14 protein-coding genes are annotated in these 16963 nt (G+C 70.9%); 8 read left to right on the top strand and 6 right to left on the bottom strand.

The annotated features are described in order from the left end of the window. Window positions 1-20: 20 nt before the first annotated feature. From ACIRL2_RS20570 to ccsB, 3 genes are read left to right on the top strand one after another with little or no spacing between them, the layout of a single operon-like run. Window positions 21-755 carry a cytochrome c biogenesis CcdA family protein gene (locus tag ACIRL2_RS20570; protein ID WP_395873385.1) on the top strand — a complete coding sequence of 245 codons (735 nt, stop codon included), beginning with the start codon at window positions 21-23 and terminating at the stop codon, window positions 753-755. After that, window positions 755-2467: a cytochrome c biogenesis protein ResB gene (locus ACIRL2_RS20575; RefSeq protein WP_395873331.1), complete on the top strand. Its 1713-nt coding sequence runs from the start codon at window positions 755-757 to the stop codon at window positions 2465-2467. The genes ACIRL2_RS20570 and ACIRL2_RS20575 overlap by 1 nt, the downstream gene beginning before the upstream one ends. A gap of 44 nt (window positions 2468-2511) precedes the next feature. Continuing rightward, complete coding sequence (ccsB, locus tag ACIRL2_RS20580) at window positions 2512-3525, top strand: c-type cytochrome biogenesis protein CcsB (protein ID WP_395873384.1); 1014 nt, start codon at window positions 2512-2514, stop codon at window positions 3523-3525. 125 nt (window positions 3526-3650) lie between these two features. Here ccsB and ACIRL2_RS20585 read toward each other — a convergent pair whose 3' ends face one another. The 3 genes from ACIRL2_RS20585 to ACIRL2_RS20595 form a co-directional block, all read right to left on the bottom strand. Next, the gene (locus tag ACIRL2_RS20585) at window positions 3651-4337 is read right to left on the bottom strand and encodes a hypothetical protein (RefSeq protein ID WP_402233853.1); all 687 of its coding nucleotides are present in this window, start codon (window positions 4335-4337) and stop codon (window positions 3651-3653) included. 347 nt (window positions 4338-4684) lie between these two features. Further along, a complete protein-coding gene (gene mqnP, locus ACIRL2_RS20590) occupies window positions 4685-5599 on the bottom strand; it encodes a menaquinone biosynthesis prenyltransferase MqnP (protein WP_402233855.1) in 915 nt (304 codons plus the stop codon). Beyond that, window positions 5596-7047, bottom strand: a complete 1452-nt coding sequence (locus ACIRL2_RS20595) for a menaquinone biosynthesis decarboxylase (RefSeq protein WP_402233856.1) — start codon at window positions 7045-7047, stop codon at window positions 5596-5598. The genes mqnP and ACIRL2_RS20595 overlap by 4 nt, the downstream gene beginning before the upstream one ends. Window positions 7048-7139: 92 nt before the next feature. On the opposite strand from ACIRL2_RS20595, the gene ACIRL2_RS20600 reads away from it, so the two are divergent. The 3 genes from ACIRL2_RS20600 (at window position 7140) to ACIRL2_RS20610 (ending at window position 11390) form a co-directional block, all read left to right on the top strand. After that, window positions 7140-9254, top strand: a complete 2115-nt coding sequence (locus ACIRL2_RS20600) for a DUF4139 domain-containing protein (RefSeq protein ID WP_402233858.1) — start codon at window positions 7140-7142, stop codon at window positions 9252-9254. 2 nt (window positions 9255-9256) lie between these two features. Next, window positions 9257-10861, top strand: a complete 1605-nt coding sequence (locus ACIRL2_RS20605; RefSeq protein WP_402233860.1) for a mucoidy inhibitor MuiA family protein — start codon at window positions 9257-9259, stop codon at window positions 10859-10861. Between the two features lie 91 nt (window positions 10862-10952). Next, the gene (locus ACIRL2_RS20610) at window positions 10953-11390 is read left to right on the top strand and encodes a PLD nuclease N-terminal domain-containing protein (protein ID WP_402233862.1); all 438 of its coding nucleotides are present in this window, start codon (window positions 10953-10955) and stop codon (window positions 11388-11390) included. A 152-nt stretch (window positions 11391-11542) separates the two neighbouring features. Here the strand turns inward: ACIRL2_RS20610 and ACIRL2_RS20615 are convergent, their stop codons facing one another. Next, window positions 11543-12445, bottom strand: a complete 903-nt coding sequence (locus ACIRL2_RS20615) for an IclR family transcriptional regulator (protein WP_395873324.1) — start codon at window positions 12443-12445, stop codon at window positions 11543-11545. A 94-nt stretch (window positions 12446-12539) separates the two neighbouring features. On the opposite strand from ACIRL2_RS20615, the gene ACIRL2_RS20620 reads away from it, so the two are divergent. Continuing rightward, on the top strand, window positions 12540-14315 hold the full coding sequence (locus ACIRL2_RS20620) for an amidohydrolase family protein (protein WP_402233864.1): 1776 nt from the start codon (window positions 12540-12542) through the stop codon (window positions 14313-14315). 224 nt (window positions 14316-14539) lie between these two features. On the opposite strand, the gene ACIRL2_RS20625 is transcribed toward ACIRL2_RS20620, so the two are convergent. Both ACIRL2_RS20625 and ACIRL2_RS20630 read right to left on the bottom strand, forming a co-directional pair. After that, window positions 14540-15532 carry a hypothetical protein gene (locus ACIRL2_RS20625; protein WP_402233865.1) on the bottom strand — a complete coding sequence of 331 codons (993 nt, stop codon included), beginning with the start codon at window positions 15530-15532 and terminating at the stop codon, window positions 14540-14542. 88 nt (window positions 15533-15620) lie between these two features. Further along, on the bottom strand, window positions 15621-16226 hold the full coding sequence (locus ACIRL2_RS20630) for a rhomboid family intramembrane serine protease (RefSeq protein WP_395873321.1): 606 nt from the start codon (window positions 16224-16226) through the stop codon (window positions 15621-15623). A gap of 53 nt (window positions 16227-16279) precedes the next feature. On the opposite strand from ACIRL2_RS20630, the gene ACIRL2_RS20635 reads away from it, so the two are divergent. Then, on the top strand, window positions 16280-16963 hold the full coding sequence (locus tag ACIRL2_RS20635; protein WP_402233867.1) for a UbiX family flavin prenyltransferase: 684 nt from the start codon (window positions 16280-16282) through the stop codon (window positions 16961-16963).

Consider the following 16963-nt stretch of genomic DNA (forward strand, 5'->3'; position numbering starts at 1 on the left):
TGCTCGTCGCAGCCGAGGGGATGAACAACACGGTCTATACGGGGTCGTTGTTCGCGGCCCTGCCGATCGCCCTGCTCGCGGGGCTGATCTCGTTCTTCTCGCCGTGCGTGTTGCCGTTGGTCCCCGGCTATGTCAGCTACGTCACCGGGGTCTCCGGGGCGGATCTGAAGGATGCCCGGCGCGGTCGACTCTTCCTGGGCACGCTGCTGTTCGTGCTCGGCTTCACCGCCGTGTTCGTCTCCATGGGCGCGGCGTTCGGCTACTTCGGCAAGACGCTCCTGGCACACCAGGCGACCATCACCAAGGTCTTCGGCGCGGTCACCATCGTGCTCGGGCTGTCCTTCATGGGCGTTCTCCCGGGCATGCAGCGCGAGTTCCGGGTGCACAAGCGGCCGGCCATAGGGCTGGTCGGCGCGCCGCTGCTGGGCATGGTGTTCGGGCTCGGCTGGACGCCGTGCATCGGCCCGACCCTGACCGCGGTGCTGAACCTGTCCGTGAGCGAGGCGAGCGCCAATCGCGGCGCGCTGCTCACCGTGGCCTACTGCCTGGGTCTGGGCGTGCCCTTCCTGGTCACCGCGCTCGCGTTCCGCAAGGCGCTCGGTGCGTTCGGGTGGGTCAAGAAGCACTACGTCTGGGTGATGCGCCTGGGCGGCGGCATGCTCGTGCTGCTCGGCGTACTGATGCTCACCGGCGCGTGGGACCAGATGATGCGTGAGATGCAGTCCTGGGCCGGGCAATACACGATCGGATTCTGATGAGCCTGGAGACCCGAACCGACGACGACCTCGCACGCGACGACGACCTCGAAGGAATCGCGAAGCCCGAGGCCAGGGCCGATGCCGGGATGTCGACCGCGCCCGCGCAGGACGACGGCGACGAGGAGATCCGCCAACCGCAGCTGGGCGTGCTCGGCTGGCTGCGCTGGCTCTGGCGGCAACTGACCTCGATGCGGGTCGCGCTGATCCTGCTGTTCCTGCTGTCGGTCGCGGCCACGCCGCCGACGCTGATCCCACAGCGGCCGGTCAGCCCGATCAAGGTCAGCCAGTACTTCCGGGACCATCCCGACCGCGCGAAGATCATGGACAAGTTCCAGCTCTTCGACGTGTTCGCGTCGTGGTGGTTCGCCTCGATCTACATCCTGCTGTTCGTCTCGCTCGCGGGCTGCATCGTGCCGCGCTGCTGGGCGCACGCCAAGACGTTGCGGGCCAAGCCGCCACAGGCGCCGAGCAACTTCACCCGGCTGCCCGCGCACGCGCGCTGGGAGACCTCGGCGGACCCGGACACGGTGCTCGCCGCGGCGCGCGTCGCGCTCAAGAAGCGCCGTTTCCGGCTGAACCCGAGCTCCGACTCGATCGCGGCGGAGAAGGGCTACGCCCGGGAGAGCGGCAACCTGCTGTTCCACATCGCGCTGTTCGGCATCCTGGTCGCGTTCGCCCTGGGCAGCCTGTACAGCGTCAAGGGCGGCAAGATCGTGGTCGAGGGCGGCAGCTTCGCGAACGTGCTCACCCAGTACGACGACCGCCAGTTCGGCGCGCTCGTGGACGCGGACAACCTGGAGCCCTTCGGGTTCCGGCTCGAGTCGGTCGAGCAGAAGTTCCAGCCGACCGGCGCCAAGCGCGGCGAGCCCAGGTCGTTCACCGCGAACATCGAGTCCTGGTACGGGCACGAGGGCAAGGACAAGGCCGGGAAGATCAGGGTCAACCACCCGCTGGAGGTGGGCGACACCAAGGTGTTCATGATCGCCACCGGCTACGCGCCGGAGGTGACCGTACGCGACGCCAAGGGCAAGATCGCCTACAAGGGCCCCACCGTGTTCCTGCCCCAGGACGGCAACCGCACCTCGACCGGCGTGATCAAGGTCCCCGACGTCAGCCCCGGCCTCAAACAACTGGGCTTCGACGGGCAGTTCCTGCCGAGCGCGCCGGTGGACCAGGACGGCAACCTGCTGGTCGACCCCAGGCGCGGTCCGATCTCGGTGTTCCCCTCGCTGCTCAACCCCCGGCTGCTGATCAGCGGTTACGAGGGCGACCTGGGTATGGACTCGGGCGTTCCGCAGAACATCTACGCGCTCAAGGCCGACAAGATGTCGAAGTTCATGAACGGCTCCGACGTGTGGCGCCAGGCGCTCAAGGTCGGCGACACCGTGGAACTGCCCAACGGCGCAGGCACCGTCACCTTCGACGGCGTCAAGACCTGGGCCAACTTCCAGGTCGCCAGCGAGCCCGGCAAGGGGCTCGCGCTCTTCAGCGTGGTGGCCGCGATCGTCGGCCTCGTGCTGTCACTGTTCGTTCGCCGCCGCCGGATGTGGGTGCGCGCGGTGGAGGGTCCCGACGGCCACACGGTCGTCGAGGTCGGCGGGCTCGCCCGCACCGAGGGTGGGGGCCTCGGCGATGAGGTACAGGAGTTCGTGGACGCGTTGCGCGAGGCCGCGCCGGCGAACTCACCCGGCACCAAGGTCAAGGAGTGAGCGTGGGCGTCAACGAGAACCTCGCCCAATTCAGCAATGTGCTGATGTATTCGGCGATCGCCGTCTACCTGATGGCGTTCTTCGCCTATTGCATGGAATGGACCTTCGGCAGCAGCGGCGCGGTGGCCAAACGCTCGGCCGACCTGTCGGTCGAGGTCTTGGAGCCCGCCGCGAAGGCCGGCGCGGCCGGCGGGGTCGCGCTGGCCGAGCGGCCGGTCGTGGTGCTGCGCGAGGGCGGGCACGACGGTGCCGGCGCCGACGACCAGGGCAACGTGGCCGGCGGCGACGAACGCGCGGACCGGATCGGCCGGGTCGCGGTCTCGCTGACCGTGCTCGGCTTCCTGCTGCACGCCGGTTCCGTGCTCACGCGCGGCATCTCGGTCGAGCGGGCCCCGTGGGGCAACATGTACGAGTTCTCCACCTCGGTCTCGCTGGTGGTGGTCGCGGCCTTCCTGGTGCTGCTGTGGAAGTACCCGGTGCGCTGGCTGGGCCTGTTCGTCACGCTGCCGGTGCTCACCACGCTCGGCGTCGCGGTGACGGTCCTGTACACCGACTCCGAGCAACTGGTCCCGGCACTCGACTCGTACTGGCTGTGGATCCACGTCGCGTCCGCGATCGTCTCGTTCGGCGCATTCCACATCGGCGCGCTCGCCTCGATCCTGTTCCTGTTCCGGCAGAAGTACGAGGGCAAGGTCGCCCGCGGCGACAAGCTCGGCCGCTTCGACGAGAAGCTGGCCCGGCTGCCGAGCGCGGCGTCCCTGGACAAGACCGCCTACCGCGTCAACGCGATCATCTTCCCGCTGTGGACCTTCGCCATCGTCTGCGGCGCGATCTGGGCGGAGAACGCGTGGGGCCGCTACTGGGGCTGGGACCCCAAGGAGGTCTGGTCCTTCATCACCTGGGTCGCCTACGCGGCCTACCTGCACGCCCGCGCCACGGCCGGCTGGAAGGGCACCAAGGCCGCGATCGTCTCCCTGGTCGCCTTCGCCTGCTTCCTGTTCAACTACTACGGCGTCAACATCTTCGTGAACGGGCTGCACTCGTACGCGGGCGTCTGACGCGTCACCAACCGGAACGGGTCCGGTCCCACACCACTCGCGGTGTGGGACCGGACCCGTTCCGGGTTCGGGCGACCTGCCGACCACATGCTCTGCGTCGGGTTCGTATTCTCAGGTCCAGTCGTTCACGCGGCGGCTTCGCGGGCGGCCTCGTCCAACATCGCGGCCATCTCGGCCGCAGCCGGACGGGCGGCTGCCAAGCTGTCCGCGTCGGCGATCGTCTGTTCGAGTTCGCGTAGCCGACGCGCCCGGGCGGGCATCCGCCGCAACGCGACGAACACGGCCCAGCGTCGAAGGAATGTGTGCATGGGCACGGTGCTGTCGGTCTGCACGGCCTCCTGCCAGACACCGTGAAATTCCTGCTCGAAGCGAACAGCCGCGACCGGATCGAGCGAGAGCACTGCCACCCGCAGCGCCTGCTCGGTTACCGGTGGCATGGGAAACAACGGCTCCTTCCCCGCGAGTCCGAGATTCGGCTCACTCGCCACAACCGCCTCCTCAGCTCGTGCACCAGCGCTGTCCCAGCTGTCCGCGTCGGCGATCGTCTGTTCGAGTTCGCGTAGCCGACGCGCCCGGGCGGGCATCCGCCGCAACGCGACGAACACGGCCCAGCGTCGAAGGAATGTGTGCATGGGCACGGTGCTGTCGGTCTGCACGGCCTCCTGCCAGACACCGTGAAATTCCTGCTCGAAGCGAACAGCCGCGACCGGATCGAGCGAGAGCACTGCCACCCGCAGCGCCTGCTCGGTTACCGGTGGCATGGGAAACAACGGCTCCTTCCCCGCGAGTCCGAGATTCGGCTCACTCGCCACAACCGCCTCCTCAGCTCGTGCACCAGCGCTGTCCCACCTCATTCCCGCGCACCTCTAAGCTTCGCCGGCGCATGGCGAGATCATCGGTCGCCGCGCTCCGCCGACGCCGGCTCGGCCGACGGGTGATACGCGGGCAGACCGTGCATGACCCGGGCTGTTTTTTGCCCCGAGCGGATGGCGCCTCCCATGTACCCGGGCATTCGGTGGCACATCCGATGCCGGAGCAGTGGGCGCGGTCGAAAGTTTGCGTGCGCTCGGGCGGAAAAAGTCCGGATGCAGGGGCGACGTGGGGGCCGTGGCGGGCTCGGGTGAGCGCCTCGGGCGTTTTCGGTGGCGGCCGTCCCGGCCTACGGCCGCAGGCCCCGCACGCCCAGATCCAGCAGCGCGCACACGAACAGCGCGATGCCGATGAAACCGTTCGTGGTGAAGAAGGCCCGGTTGAGCTTGGACAGGTCGTCCGGCTTGAGCAGCGAGTGTTCGTATACGAATGCCGCGCCGACGATCAGCAGGCCCAGCCACCAGAAGAAGCCCGCGCCGGTGAGCGCGCCGAACCAGATGAACAGCAGCGTGGTCACCACGTGGGTGACCTTCGAGGCGTTCAGCGCGGCGGCGATGCCCCACTTGGCGGGCACGCTCTTGACGCCGTGCGCGCGGTCGGCCGCGACGTCCTGGCAGCCGAAGATCAGGTCGAAGCCGCCGATCCAGGTGCCAACCGCCAGGCCCAGTACGACCGCCTGCCACGACCACTCGCCGGTGATCGCCAGCCACGCGCCGACCGGCCCGATCGCCTGCGCGACGCCCAGGATCGCGTGCGGGACGTTGGTGAACCGCTTGCCGTACGGATAGATCACCATCGGGATCACCGCGACCGGCGCGAGCGCCAGGCACAGCGGGTTCAGCAGCGCGGCGGCGACCAGGTAGAAGAACAGGGCGACCAGCGCGCCGATCCACGCGGTGCGCACCGACACCGCGCCGGTGACCAACTCGCGCGACGCGGTGCGCGGATTGCGCGCGTCGATCTCGCGGTCGATGATCCGATTGCAGGCCATCGCGAAGGTGCGCAGGCCGACCATCGCCACGGTGACCAGGAACAGTTCCCAGTAGTGCAGCCGTTCGTTGCTCTCGTACATCGCGGTGAAGGCCGCGATATAGGCGAACGGCAACGCGAAGACCGAGTGCTCGATCAACACGAGGCGCAGGAACGCCTTGACCCGGCCCACCTCCGAGGGAGCCCCGGGTGCGGGTAGCGCGGCGGACGTCACAGTCCGTATTCCTTCCATCGGCGGGTCACCTTGGCGGCGGTCTCGGGATCCGACACGACCATCTCCGGCCAGCCGCCGTCGCGCGTGTAGCCCTCCTCGGGCAGCTTGCGGGTCGCGTCGATGCCCGCCTTGCCACCCCAGAACTGCTGGTACGACGCGTGATCGAGGTGGTCCACGGGCCCCTCGGTCAACAACAGGTCGCGCGCGTAGTCGGTGTTGCCGAACGCCCGCCACGCGACCTCGTGGTAGTCGTGCACGTCGCAGTCGGCGTCCACCACCACGATCAGCTTGGTCAGCGACATCATGTGCGCACCCCAGATCGCGCTCATCACCTTCTGCGCGTGCTTGGGGTACTTCTTGTCGATCGAGACGATCGCGCAGTTGTGGAAGCCGCCCGCCTCGGGCAGGTCGTAGTCGACGATGTCCGGCACGATGATCTTGAGCAGCGGCAGGAAGAACCGCTCGGTGGCCTTGCCCAGCGGCCCGTCCTCGGTGGGCGGCCGGCCGACCACGATCGACTGCAGCAGCGGCTTCTCCCGCATCGTCACGCAGTCGATGGTCAGCGCCGGGAACGGCTCCTGCGGCGTGTAGAAGCCGGTGTGGTCGCCGAACGGCCCCTCCGGCAACATCTCGCCCGGGGTCAACCAGCCTTCGAGGACCACCTCGGCCTCGGCCGGGACCTGGAGCGGCACGCTCACGCAGTCGACCATCTCGATCCGCCGACCGCCGATGAAGCCGGCGAACAGGTACTCGTCGATGTCGCCGGGCAGCGGCGCGGTGGACGCGTACGTCACCGCCGGCGGGCAGCCGAACGCGATCGCCACCGGCAGCCGCTCACCGCGCTTGGCGGCCACCTGGTAGTGGTTGCGGCTGTCCTTGTGGATCTGCCAATGCATCCCGATGGTGCGCTTGTCGTGCCGCTGGAGCCGGTACAGACCCAGGTTGCGCACGCCCGTGTCGGGGTCCTTGGTGTGGGTCAGGCCCAGGTTGTAGAACGAGCCGCCGTCCTCGGGCCAGGTGAAAAGCGCCGGGATGCGGTCCAGGTCGACGTCGTCGCCCTTGAGCACGACCTGCTGACAGGGCGCGTCCTTGATCTTCTTCGGCGGGATGTGCGCGACCGAGCCGAGCTTGCCGAACGCCTCGCGGATCCCGGTGAACCCCTGCGGCAGTTCCGGCTTGAGCAGGCCGCCGATCTTCTCCGACAACTCGTCGTAGCTCTTCAGCCCGAGCGCCATCAGCATGCGCTCGTCGGTGCCGTAGACGTTCATCGCCAGCGGCATCGAACTGCCCTTGACGTTCTCGAACAGCAGCGCCGGACCCTTGGCCTTGTTCACCCGATCGGTGATCTCGCCGACCTCCAGATGCGGGTCGACCTCCGCGCGTACGCGCTTGAGTTCACCACGCTTCTCCAGTGCCTTCAGGAAAGCGCGCAAGGTCCCGTATGCCATGCGTGCCAGTATCCGATACGGACTCGCCGGACCCGCACGCGCACCCGGCCGGTCGGGCTACCTTGGTCCCTCGTGCCGAGCAGGAGGGGTACATGCTCACGGTCGCTTCGGAATTGCGTTCGGTGGTCGTCCATGCCGTGGGGGCGGTGTGTGTGCGGAATTGCGACGTGGACCTGCCGGCCGGCCCACCGGGTCCGGTGCGGGTGCGGGTGACCGGATTCCCGCTCACCGCGTACGGCGACTGGCTGCGCGCGCGGGTGATCGGCGGCGGTACGGGGGTGCGGGTCACCGACATCCGGCCCGTGGTCGACGTCGAGATGGTGGAGGAAACGGACCTGCCCGCCGTACTGCTCGACCTGGAGGCGGCCGAGTCCCGGGTCCGGGCGCTGCGCGCGAAAAGCGCGCGGCTGGCCGACGAGCTGGCCGAGATCGCCGGGCTCCAGGCGGTACTGCCATCCGTGCGCCGCGGTGATCCGCCGCGCCCCGCACCGGTGTCCGCGCTGCTGGAGCTGGCCGCGTTCACGGACGAGCGGGCCCAGGCGCTGTACGAGCGCGTCGGCGTCTGCGACGCCGAACTGCGCGAGGCGGTCCGCGACACCGAGTTGTTCCGGGCTCGGCTGAACGCGGCGTCCGGCGCGCAGCGCACCGAACGGACCCAGGCGTCCGGCACCGCGGTGGTCACCCTGGAGCACTCCGGCGAAGCCGGCCCGGTCGAGCTGGCCGTGGAGTACCACGTGCCCGGCGCGCGCTGGGCGCCGATGTACCAGCTGCGCCTGGACGAGGCGATGACCGGCGGCACGCTGGTGATGCGGGCCTGCGTCGCGCAGCGCACCGGTGAGGACTGGACCGGCGTACGGCTCGGCCTGTCCACCGCCGACCTGGCCCGGAGCACCGACCTGCCCGAGCTCAAGTCGCTGCGCCTGGGCCGCCGGCAGAGCGCGCCCGCGCACGCGGGTTGGCGCGAGCCACCGGCCGGGCTGGCCGAGCTGTTCGCGGGCTACGACGCGGGTGTGGCCAAGCGCCCGGCGGCGCGGTCGGCGTATGCCGGGGCGGCTGCGGCCCCGGCCGAGGAGTTCGCCGCCGAGGACCGGGTCCTGTATCGGGCGGCGCCGATGCCCGCGCCGATCACCCCGGCCGCCCCGGGGGCGGCCATGCCACCGCCGATGCAGGTCGCCGGCGGCTTCGGCGCGCCGCCGCCCGCGCCGCGCCCCGCCGCCGCGAGGGCGCGCCGGGCCCGAGGCGCCGCGTCCCAGGACTCGGCGCTCGAAGGCTCCGCGCCCGGCGGCGCCTTCGAACTCGCCCGTTTCGACGGGGCGGCCGACGAGGACCCGATCTCGCCGAAGGCCGAACCGGCCCCGCCGGCGCAGCCCGAGCCCGGCAGCGACCTCCTCGACTACGCGGCCCTGGAGCTGCGGGGCGCGGACGACGCCGAGGCCCGCGGCCGGCTGCGCGCCGCGCCGTACGGTTCGGGTGGAACCGCGATGGAGTACCGCCGGCGTGCCGACGAGGTGACCCGGCTGACGCTGCCCGAGCACGCGCTCGCGCCGCGCGACGCGGCCGGGTCGTACGACTATCGCTTCGACACCACGGCGCCCGCCGAGGTGGCCGCCGACGGGGTGTGGCACACCATCCCGGTGTGCGAGATCGAGGTCTCGCTCGAGCCCGAGTTCGTCTGCGTACCGGCCCTGGACGACGCGGTGTTCGGCACGGTGGTGCTCGCCAACGCGTCGGCGCACGCGCTGCTCCACGGCCCGGCGGACGTCTCGGTGGCCGGCGAGTTCCTGATGACCGTGCCGCTGCCGACGCTCGCACCCGGCGCGCGCGAACGGGTCGGCGTCGGCGTCGTGGAGAGCGTGCAGGTGTCGCGGAACGCGCACATGCGCGAGTCGACGGCGGGTCTGCGCGGCGGTACGGCCGTGCTCGACCACCGGATCGAGATCGAGGCGGTCAACCACCTCGCCCGGCCGATCCGGCTGGACATCCTGGAGCGTGTTCCGGTCACCGACGACAAGGACGTCAAGATCGAGGAGCACGCCGGCGCGCCGCGCTGGGTGCAGGACACCGAACTGCGCGACGGGCGGCACGTCCCGGGCGCGCGGGTGTGGCATGTCGAACTCGCCCCGGGCGAGCGGAAGAACCTGACCGGTGGCTACGAGATCCGGATCCCGGCAGCGAAGGCCGTGGTCGGCGGCAACAGGAGGGTCTGACCATGACTCAGCCGACGCTGGAAAAGAGCACGCCGGCCGAACGCAAGCCGGAACCGCTGCCGATCACGGCGGTGACCTGTCTGGAGGACCGGGCGCAGGTGACCCGATCCGGCCGGATCGAGGTGGCCGAGGGCGTACAGCGGGTGCTGGTCGGCCCGGTGACCCCGCTCGCCGTGGACCGGTCGCTGCGGGTCGAGGTGATCGCCGACGACGGCAGCGCGACCGCGATCGACGCGCGCGTGGTGCGGGTGTACACGCCCAGGCCCGCGACCGGCCCCGGCCCGGACGCCTCCGAGCTGCGCCGGCTCGTGCACGACCTGGACGAGCGGCGCGTCGCGCTGTCCCGGCACTCGAACCGGCTGCACACCCGGCTCACGCTGATCGCGCAGGCCCGGACCGAGCTGCGCCGCAACATCGCCGAGCAGACCGGCTTCGGTACGGCCGAGCCCGAGCGCTGGGCCACCGAGCTGGATCGGCTCTCGGCCGAGGCCGAGGACCGGCACGCCGAACTGCACGCCCTGGCCGACGAGCAGTCCTCGGTGGAACGCCGGCTGCGCGAGGCGCGGGTGGCGCTCGACGTGGCCGAGCAGGAACCCGCGGAGCTGACCGCGACCGTCGAGGTGGTGATCGAGGCCGAGCGCACCGGGTCGGCCGAGTTGCGGGTGGTGCACCTGGTTCCGTGCGCGTTGTGGCGACCCGCCTACCGCGCGACGCTCGCGCCGGACCGCCGGTCGATCGAGCTCGAATGCGACGCGGTGGTCTGGCAGCGCACCGGCGAGGACTGGTCCGGCGTCGCGCTGTCCCTGTCCACCGCGCGTCCGACCCTGGCAGCGCGGCCGCCGAGCCTGGTCGAGGATCGGCTGACCCTGCGCGAGCGCACCCAGGTGGAGAAGAAGCAGGTCGAGGTGGACCTGCGCGAGGAGGAGATCGCCACGGTCGGCCGGGTCGCGGGCGGCTCGGCCGAGCTGCCCGGGGTGGACGACGGCGGCGAGGTCCGGGTGCTGGCCGCGCCCGCGCCGGTGGAGGTGCCCTCCGACGGGCGGCCGCATCGGGTCCGGCTGACCACGTTCACCGCGGCGTGCGAGCCCGAGGCGGCCTGCGCGCCCGAGTTGTCGCAGTACGTGAGCCAGGTGGTGCGCTTCGCCAACGACGCCGGTCACGCGCTGCTCGCGGGCCCGGTGGAACTGGTGCGCGGCAGCGGGTACGCCGGCCGCGGGCAACTCGACTTCGCCGCGCCGGGCGAGGAGGTCCGGTTGCCGTTCGGCAGCGAGGACGACTTCCGGGTGGTACGCGACGTGACCGAATCGCGCACGACGGCCTCGCTCACCGGGCGCACGGTGGTCACCCGTACGGTGACCGTCTTCCTCTCGCACATCGCCGCGCCGGAGGCCGAGTCGCCCGGGACGGTGGTGTTGCGCGAGCGGGTGCCGGTGTCCGAGGTGTCGGCGGTCGAGGTCAAGGTGCGCGGTGACCTGTCGGAACCGGCGCCGGACGCGGTCGACGAGCAGGGAATCGTCCGCTACGACGTGCGATTGACGGCGGGCGAGCGGCGCCGGATCACGCTCGTGTACGAGCTGCACGCGTCGGGCAAGGTCACCGGGCTGTGAGGGGTCCGGTGTTCATGGAGCCGACCGTTTACGCTGGACAGGAGACGCATCCGAGTACCAAGCGCCGAGTACCTGCCTGGGAGACCGCCACATGATCAGGGTTCTGCTGTTTCTGCTGCCCCTGGCCGTCGGGATCTACGCGTTCATCGACTGTCTGACCACCGATGAGCAGAAGGTCCGCAGCCTGCCCAAGATCGCCTGGGTCTTCATCATCTTGTTCTTCTGGCCGGTCTTCCTCGGCCCGATCGGCTGGTTCGCCGCCGGACGCCCCAAGCGCGAGTACACCCCAGGCGGCTCCGGCGGCTTCGGGTTCGGCGGCCGGGCCCAGGGCCGGCAGCTCGCTCCGGACGACAACCCGGAGTTCCTGTCGTCCCTGAGCAAGGACAACCGCAAGCCGAGCGACCCGTCGTCGAGCAGCGACGAGGACGAGATGCTCAAGCGCTGGGAAGAGGACCTCAAGCACCGCGAGGACGACCTGCGCAGTCCCGACCAGGACAACCCGGAAGGGCGCGCGAAGGACAAGGACTGAGCCGGGCTTCGGCCGCACGGCCGGTCGGGACGCGTATCGCGGCCCGGCCGGCTTTTGTGTGTCCGGGTCTTGGGCGGCGGCGTGTGCGCGATGCGGCCGTAGGACCGCGGTGGTGGACGTGCGGCCGGCGGCGGGGTGCGGCGTTAGGCCGCTCAGGTCGCGGCGGCCACCTCGGCCGCCGCGTCCGCGAGCAGCCGGCCGGTCTTCTCCAGCGTCCGTCCGTCGGTCCGGGGGGCGAAGCCGCGCAGGCTCAGGATCAGGACCAGGTCGCCGTCCCGGTCGTGCACCGGCGCGCTGATCGCGCCCACCCGGTAGTCACGGTCCGGTTCCAGCTCGTCGATCTGTCCGCCGTCGGAGCCGCCGATCTCGGCCGCGATCTCCTCCAGGAGCGTGCGCAGCCGGGCAGCCGACGCGCCCGCGCCGAGCGTGTCCAGCCCCTCCAGGTGCTCGTCCAGTTCGCCGAGCGTCTCGCCCAGCCGGGTCTCCACGTCGGTGACCAGTTCGATCGCGAACCCGCGGTGCCGCGCGTTGTCGATCGCTCGCGACATCCGCCCGCGCGCGGCCGGGCCGTCCGCCTCGTCGAGCCAGCGCCGGATCGTCTGCTCGTCCGCCCAGGGTACGTAGCCGATGCCCAGCGGCGGGGTGATCGGCGCCTGGGCGCCGACCCGCAGCCGGTGCGACTCGGGACCCGGCGCGCGGACCACCTCGGCGATCGCCACGTGGTGTTCGCCGGGCGTCATCGCGAAGCAGGACAGGCCGGTCTCGTCGCGCAGCCGCGCCATGATCGGCCGCGCCACGTCGAGCACGCCCAGCCCGCGCGCGGCGGCCCGGCCCACCGCGACCAGCGCCGGGCCGAGCCGGTAGGTGCGGCGGGTCGGATGGCGGATCAACCAGCCCAGCGAGGTCAGGCTCGCGAGCATCGGATGGCAGGTCGCGGGCGTCACCGCGAGATGCCGGGCGATCTCGGACAGGGTCAGTCCCTCCGCCGGCCGTTCGGCGATCGCGTCGATCAGCGAGACGAGTCGGTCGGTCTGCGGGGACGGTCGTGGGGCCATGGCCGGCACCCTACTGGATCTTTTCGCATAGTGCGCATATTGACTCGCACAATGCGCAGCCGTACGGTCTGCCCACGTTACCGGGGAGGCTCATATGTACGACCTCAAGATCATCAACGCCACGATCGTGGACGGCACCGGCGCGGACCGGTTCGTCGGTGACATCGGTGTCCGGGACGGCCTGATCGTCGCGGTCCGCCGGCACGACGGCCCGGATCCGGCCCTGGACGGCGACGCGGTCGAGACGATCGACGCGACCGGTCACCTGGTCACGCCGGGTTTCGTGGACATCCACACCCACTACGACGGCCAGGCCACCTGGGACGAGGTGCTCGACCCGTCCACGTCGCACGGCGTGACCACGGTGGTCTCGGGGAACTGCGGAGTCGGCTTCGCGCCGGTTCGCCCGGGCCGCGAGGACTGGCTGATCCGGTTGATGGAGGGCGTCGAGGACATCCCCGGGACGGCCCTCGCCGAGGGCATGACGTGGGGCTGGGAGACCTTCCCTGAGTACCTGGACGTACTCGAGCAGCGCACGTTCGCCGCCGACATCGGCGTCCAGGTCGCGCACGGCGCGGTGCGGGCGTACGCGATGGGCGACCGGGGCGCACGCAACGAGCCGGCCACGGCCGAGGACATCGAGGCGATGGCGGTGATCGTCAAGGAGGCGATCGAGGCCGGAGCGCTGGGCTTCTCCACCTCGCGCACGGTCGCGCACAAGGCGATGGGCGGCGAGCCGGTACCCGGCACCTTCGCCACGGAGGACGAACTCTTCGGCCTGGGCCGGGCGATGGCCGCGGGCGGGCGGGCCGTCTTCGAGTTGGCCCCGACCGGCTCGTCCGGCGAGGACATCGTCAAGCCCGCCTCCGAGGTGGCCTGGATGCGTCGACTCGCCGCCGAGATCGGCATGCCGGTGTCGTTCGCGCTGCTCCAGGTCAACGCGGCGCCGGAGCTGTGGCGCGAGTTGATGGCCGAGTCGCAGGCCGCGAACGAGGCGGGCGCGCGGCTGCATCCGCAGATCGCGGGCCGCCCGTTCGGGATGCTGACCGGGTTCGGCACCCGCAACGCGTTCAGCAAACGACCGACGTTCCGGGCGATCGACGACCGGCGGGTGGCCGGCGAACTGGACGACGCGGCGTTCGCGGCCGAGTTGGCCCGGCCCGAGGTCAAGGCGGCGATCCTGGCCGAGAGCGACCTGCCCAGCGACCCGAACATCCCGGGCGACTCGGTCAACCTGGCGATGCAGTTCATGCTGGACCGGATGTACCCGATGGACACCGTCCCGGACTACGAGCCGCTGCCGGACCGCACGGTGACCGCCATCGCCCGGGCGCGCGGCGAGGACCCGCTGTCCACGCTGTACGACCTGCAACTGGAGGACGACGCGCGGACCACGCTGATGGTCCCGATGTTCAACTACTCGGACGGTGACCACGAGGCGATCCGAGAGATGCTCACCCACCCGGCGAGCGTCTTCGGCCTGGCCGACGGCGGCGCGCACTGCTCGATGATCTGCGACGCCTCCCAGCCGACCTTCCTGCTCACCCACTGGGCCCGCGACCGCACCCGCGGCGAGCGCCTGCCGCTGGAATTCCTGATCCGCAAGCAGACGATGGACACCGCCGCCCTGTACGGCCTGTCCGACCGGGGCGTGCTGGCCGAGGGCAAGCGCGCCGACCTGAACGTGATCGACCTGGACGCCCTCACCCTGCACCGCCCCCGGATGGTCCACGACCTCCCGGCCGGCGGCGGCCGCATGCTCCAGAACGCGACCGGCTACCTGGCCACGATCGTCGCGGGCCAGGTCACGAGGCGAGCGGGCGTCGACACCGGCGCGAGGCCGGGCCGCCTGGTGCGTGGGGCCCGGTAGCGCCGGTTCGCCCACAGGCGTCGGTCGGCGTGCTCCGCTCCCGGCCACCACGGCGAGCCGCGGATCACCCGCCCGACCCGCGCCGCCGTTTCATGTGGAACACGTCGGCCCCGGCTCCCGTTACGGGCGTCGGGGCCGACGCACCGGGAACCGCGTCCCGATGGCGAAGCGAGGGTGGCCGACAGGCCGGGCGGTCAACGGGTCGTTGCCGCCCGCCGGCCCGGTCAGGCCGCCTTGTTCTCGCCGAACAGACCGCCGCCGCCGCCGAAGGACTTCAGGAGGCCGTTGAGGTCGATCGTCTCGCCGGCCGGCGGGGCCTTGGGGGAGATGCCACCGGAGAGCTTGGAGTACTTGAGGTCGAGGGAGACCTCGTTGGTGCCGTCGCTCTTGTCGTCGGCGGTGACGCGGACCGGGAAGGGCTTGCCGTTGGCCGCGATGTAGATGGTGAGGGTCGCGCCGTCCTCCTTGGAGATCAGCGGGATCACCTTGGTCCCGTTGATCTCGGTGGTCTCACCCTTGGTCAGCTTCGGCTTGTCGCCCGAGTCCGAGCCGGAGTCCGAGTCCGAGTCCGAGTCGGAGCCGAACGGCGAGCTGTCCGAGCCACCGAACGGCGAGCCGTCCGACCCGCCGAACAGCCCGTCCAGCGACGGCTTCTTGCCGCCCTTGAGCAGGTCCTGGCCGAGCTTGCCCGCGCTCCCGTCGCCGAGCTTGATGTACTTGCCCTCGACCAGCTTGGCGCCCTCGACGAACATCTTGGTGAACTCGTCGCCCAGTTCCAGGTCGTCGGCGGACGGGGCCTCACCGGACGCGGCCTCGGCCCGCTTGCCCAGGTCCACGAGGGTCTGCACGGTGCCGGGCGCGATCCGCACGTAGACGGTCTTGTCGACCCCGATCAGGTCCACCGGCTTGTCCCCGAGGGTGATCTTGCCCTCGACCTGCTCGGGGGTGCCGATCTTGACGTCCAGGCCGAGCGGGGTGTCGTAGATCTTCCCGGTGCCCTGGACGCGCAGGTTCGTCAGGTCGTCGAAACCGGTCTCGGCCTGCTTGGAGAGCGCCTCGACGCTCAGTCCCTCGTTCGACGGGCCCTTGGGGTCCAGGGCGTCACCGCCACCGCCCAGGCTGTTGAAGGGGTCTCCCGAGGACGACTCGCCACAGCCGGCGGCGAGCAGGACCAGCGGTACGGTCAGGGCCGCGGCGGATATCCGGAGCGAACGCACAGTTGAACTCCCGGTCGAGAAACGATCGATGGCACGGCGAAGCGTGCAAGGGTGCCTACCCGAATGGTAGGCAGCGATGTCCACCCCATTACCCGACGGGCAGGTCCGCGGGCGAGAGCTGCGACACATCGCGTCGGCGGCGGAAGGCCAGCGCCGCCAACACGCCGCCGATCAGGCCGAACAGGTGGCCCTGCCAAGACACTCCCTCCGCGAGCGGGGTGACCCCCATCGCGAACGAGCTGCCGTACAGGCCCAATACGGCGAAGCCGATCAGCACGTCCAGCACCCGGCGGTCGGCGAACCCGCGCACGATCAGATAGCCGAACAGACCGAAGACCAGGATGCTCGCGCCCGCCGTGTTCGATCGGTCCGGCGCGGTCAGCCACACTCCGAGACCGCCGATCAGGGTGATGGTGAGCAGTACGGCGAGGAAACGGGCGACCCCGCGCAGCGCGGCCAGGAAGCCGAGCAGCATCAGCGGGAAGGTGTTGGAGACGATGTGTCCGGTGCCGAAGTGCAGGAACGGCGCGCTGAGGATGTCCGGCAGTTCGTCCGCCCGCCGGGGGGCGATCCCGTGGGTGAGCAGTGAGTCGTCGGTCGTGTAGTTGACGAGCTGGACGACCCAGACGGCGCCGATCAGCACTGCGGTGATCAGGGCCGCGTCGCGGACCCCCGACACGGATATGCGGGACATGCACACCCCTCCCCTGCGGCTGGTGCCGCCGCTACGAAGCCACAATAGGAGCCATGGACCAGGAGCGGGACAGTACGGGACGACGTCCGTGGATCGTCGGCGTCTCGGGGGCCTCGGGCACGCCGTACGCCGCGGCGGTGTTGCGCGGGCTGCTCGACGCCGGTGAGCACGTGGACCTGGTGGTCAGCCGGGCCGCCCGGCTGACCCTGATCGACGAGACCGGGCTCGCGTTCCGCGACGCGCACTGGCGCGACGACCTGGCCGCGTGGACCGAACTGGACGCGGACGCGCTGGCGCGGGTCCGCTACTGGGCGCCCGGCGACCTGGGCGCGGGACCCGCGAGCGGGTCGTACCCGGCCAAGGGCATGGTCGTGGTGCCGGCCAGCACGGCCTCGGTCGCGGGCATCGCCATCGGCCTGTCCAAGGACCTGCTCCAACGCGCCGCGGACGTCACGCTCAAGGAGCGTCGCCCGCTCGTGCTGGTGCCGCGCGAGACCCCGCTCACCGGCACCACGCTGCGCCATCTGGTCCGGCTCGACGACGCCGGCGCGGTGATCCTGCCGGCCTCCCCGGCCTTCTACGCGGGTGCCCAGGACGTGCGGCGCCTGGTCGACTTCGTCGCGGGCAAGGCGCTGGACTCGCTCGGCGTCGCGCACACCCTCTACCGACGCTGGGACGGCGAACTGGGCGGCGCCCGACGTGAGGCGGCCGGAGAACCAAAAAGGCCCCCGCGGTGA

The sequence above is a fragment of the Embleya sp. NPDC127516 genome (assembly GCF_044765325.1).
Lineage (GTDB): Bacteria > Actinomycetota > Actinomycetes > Streptomycetales > Streptomycetaceae > Embleya.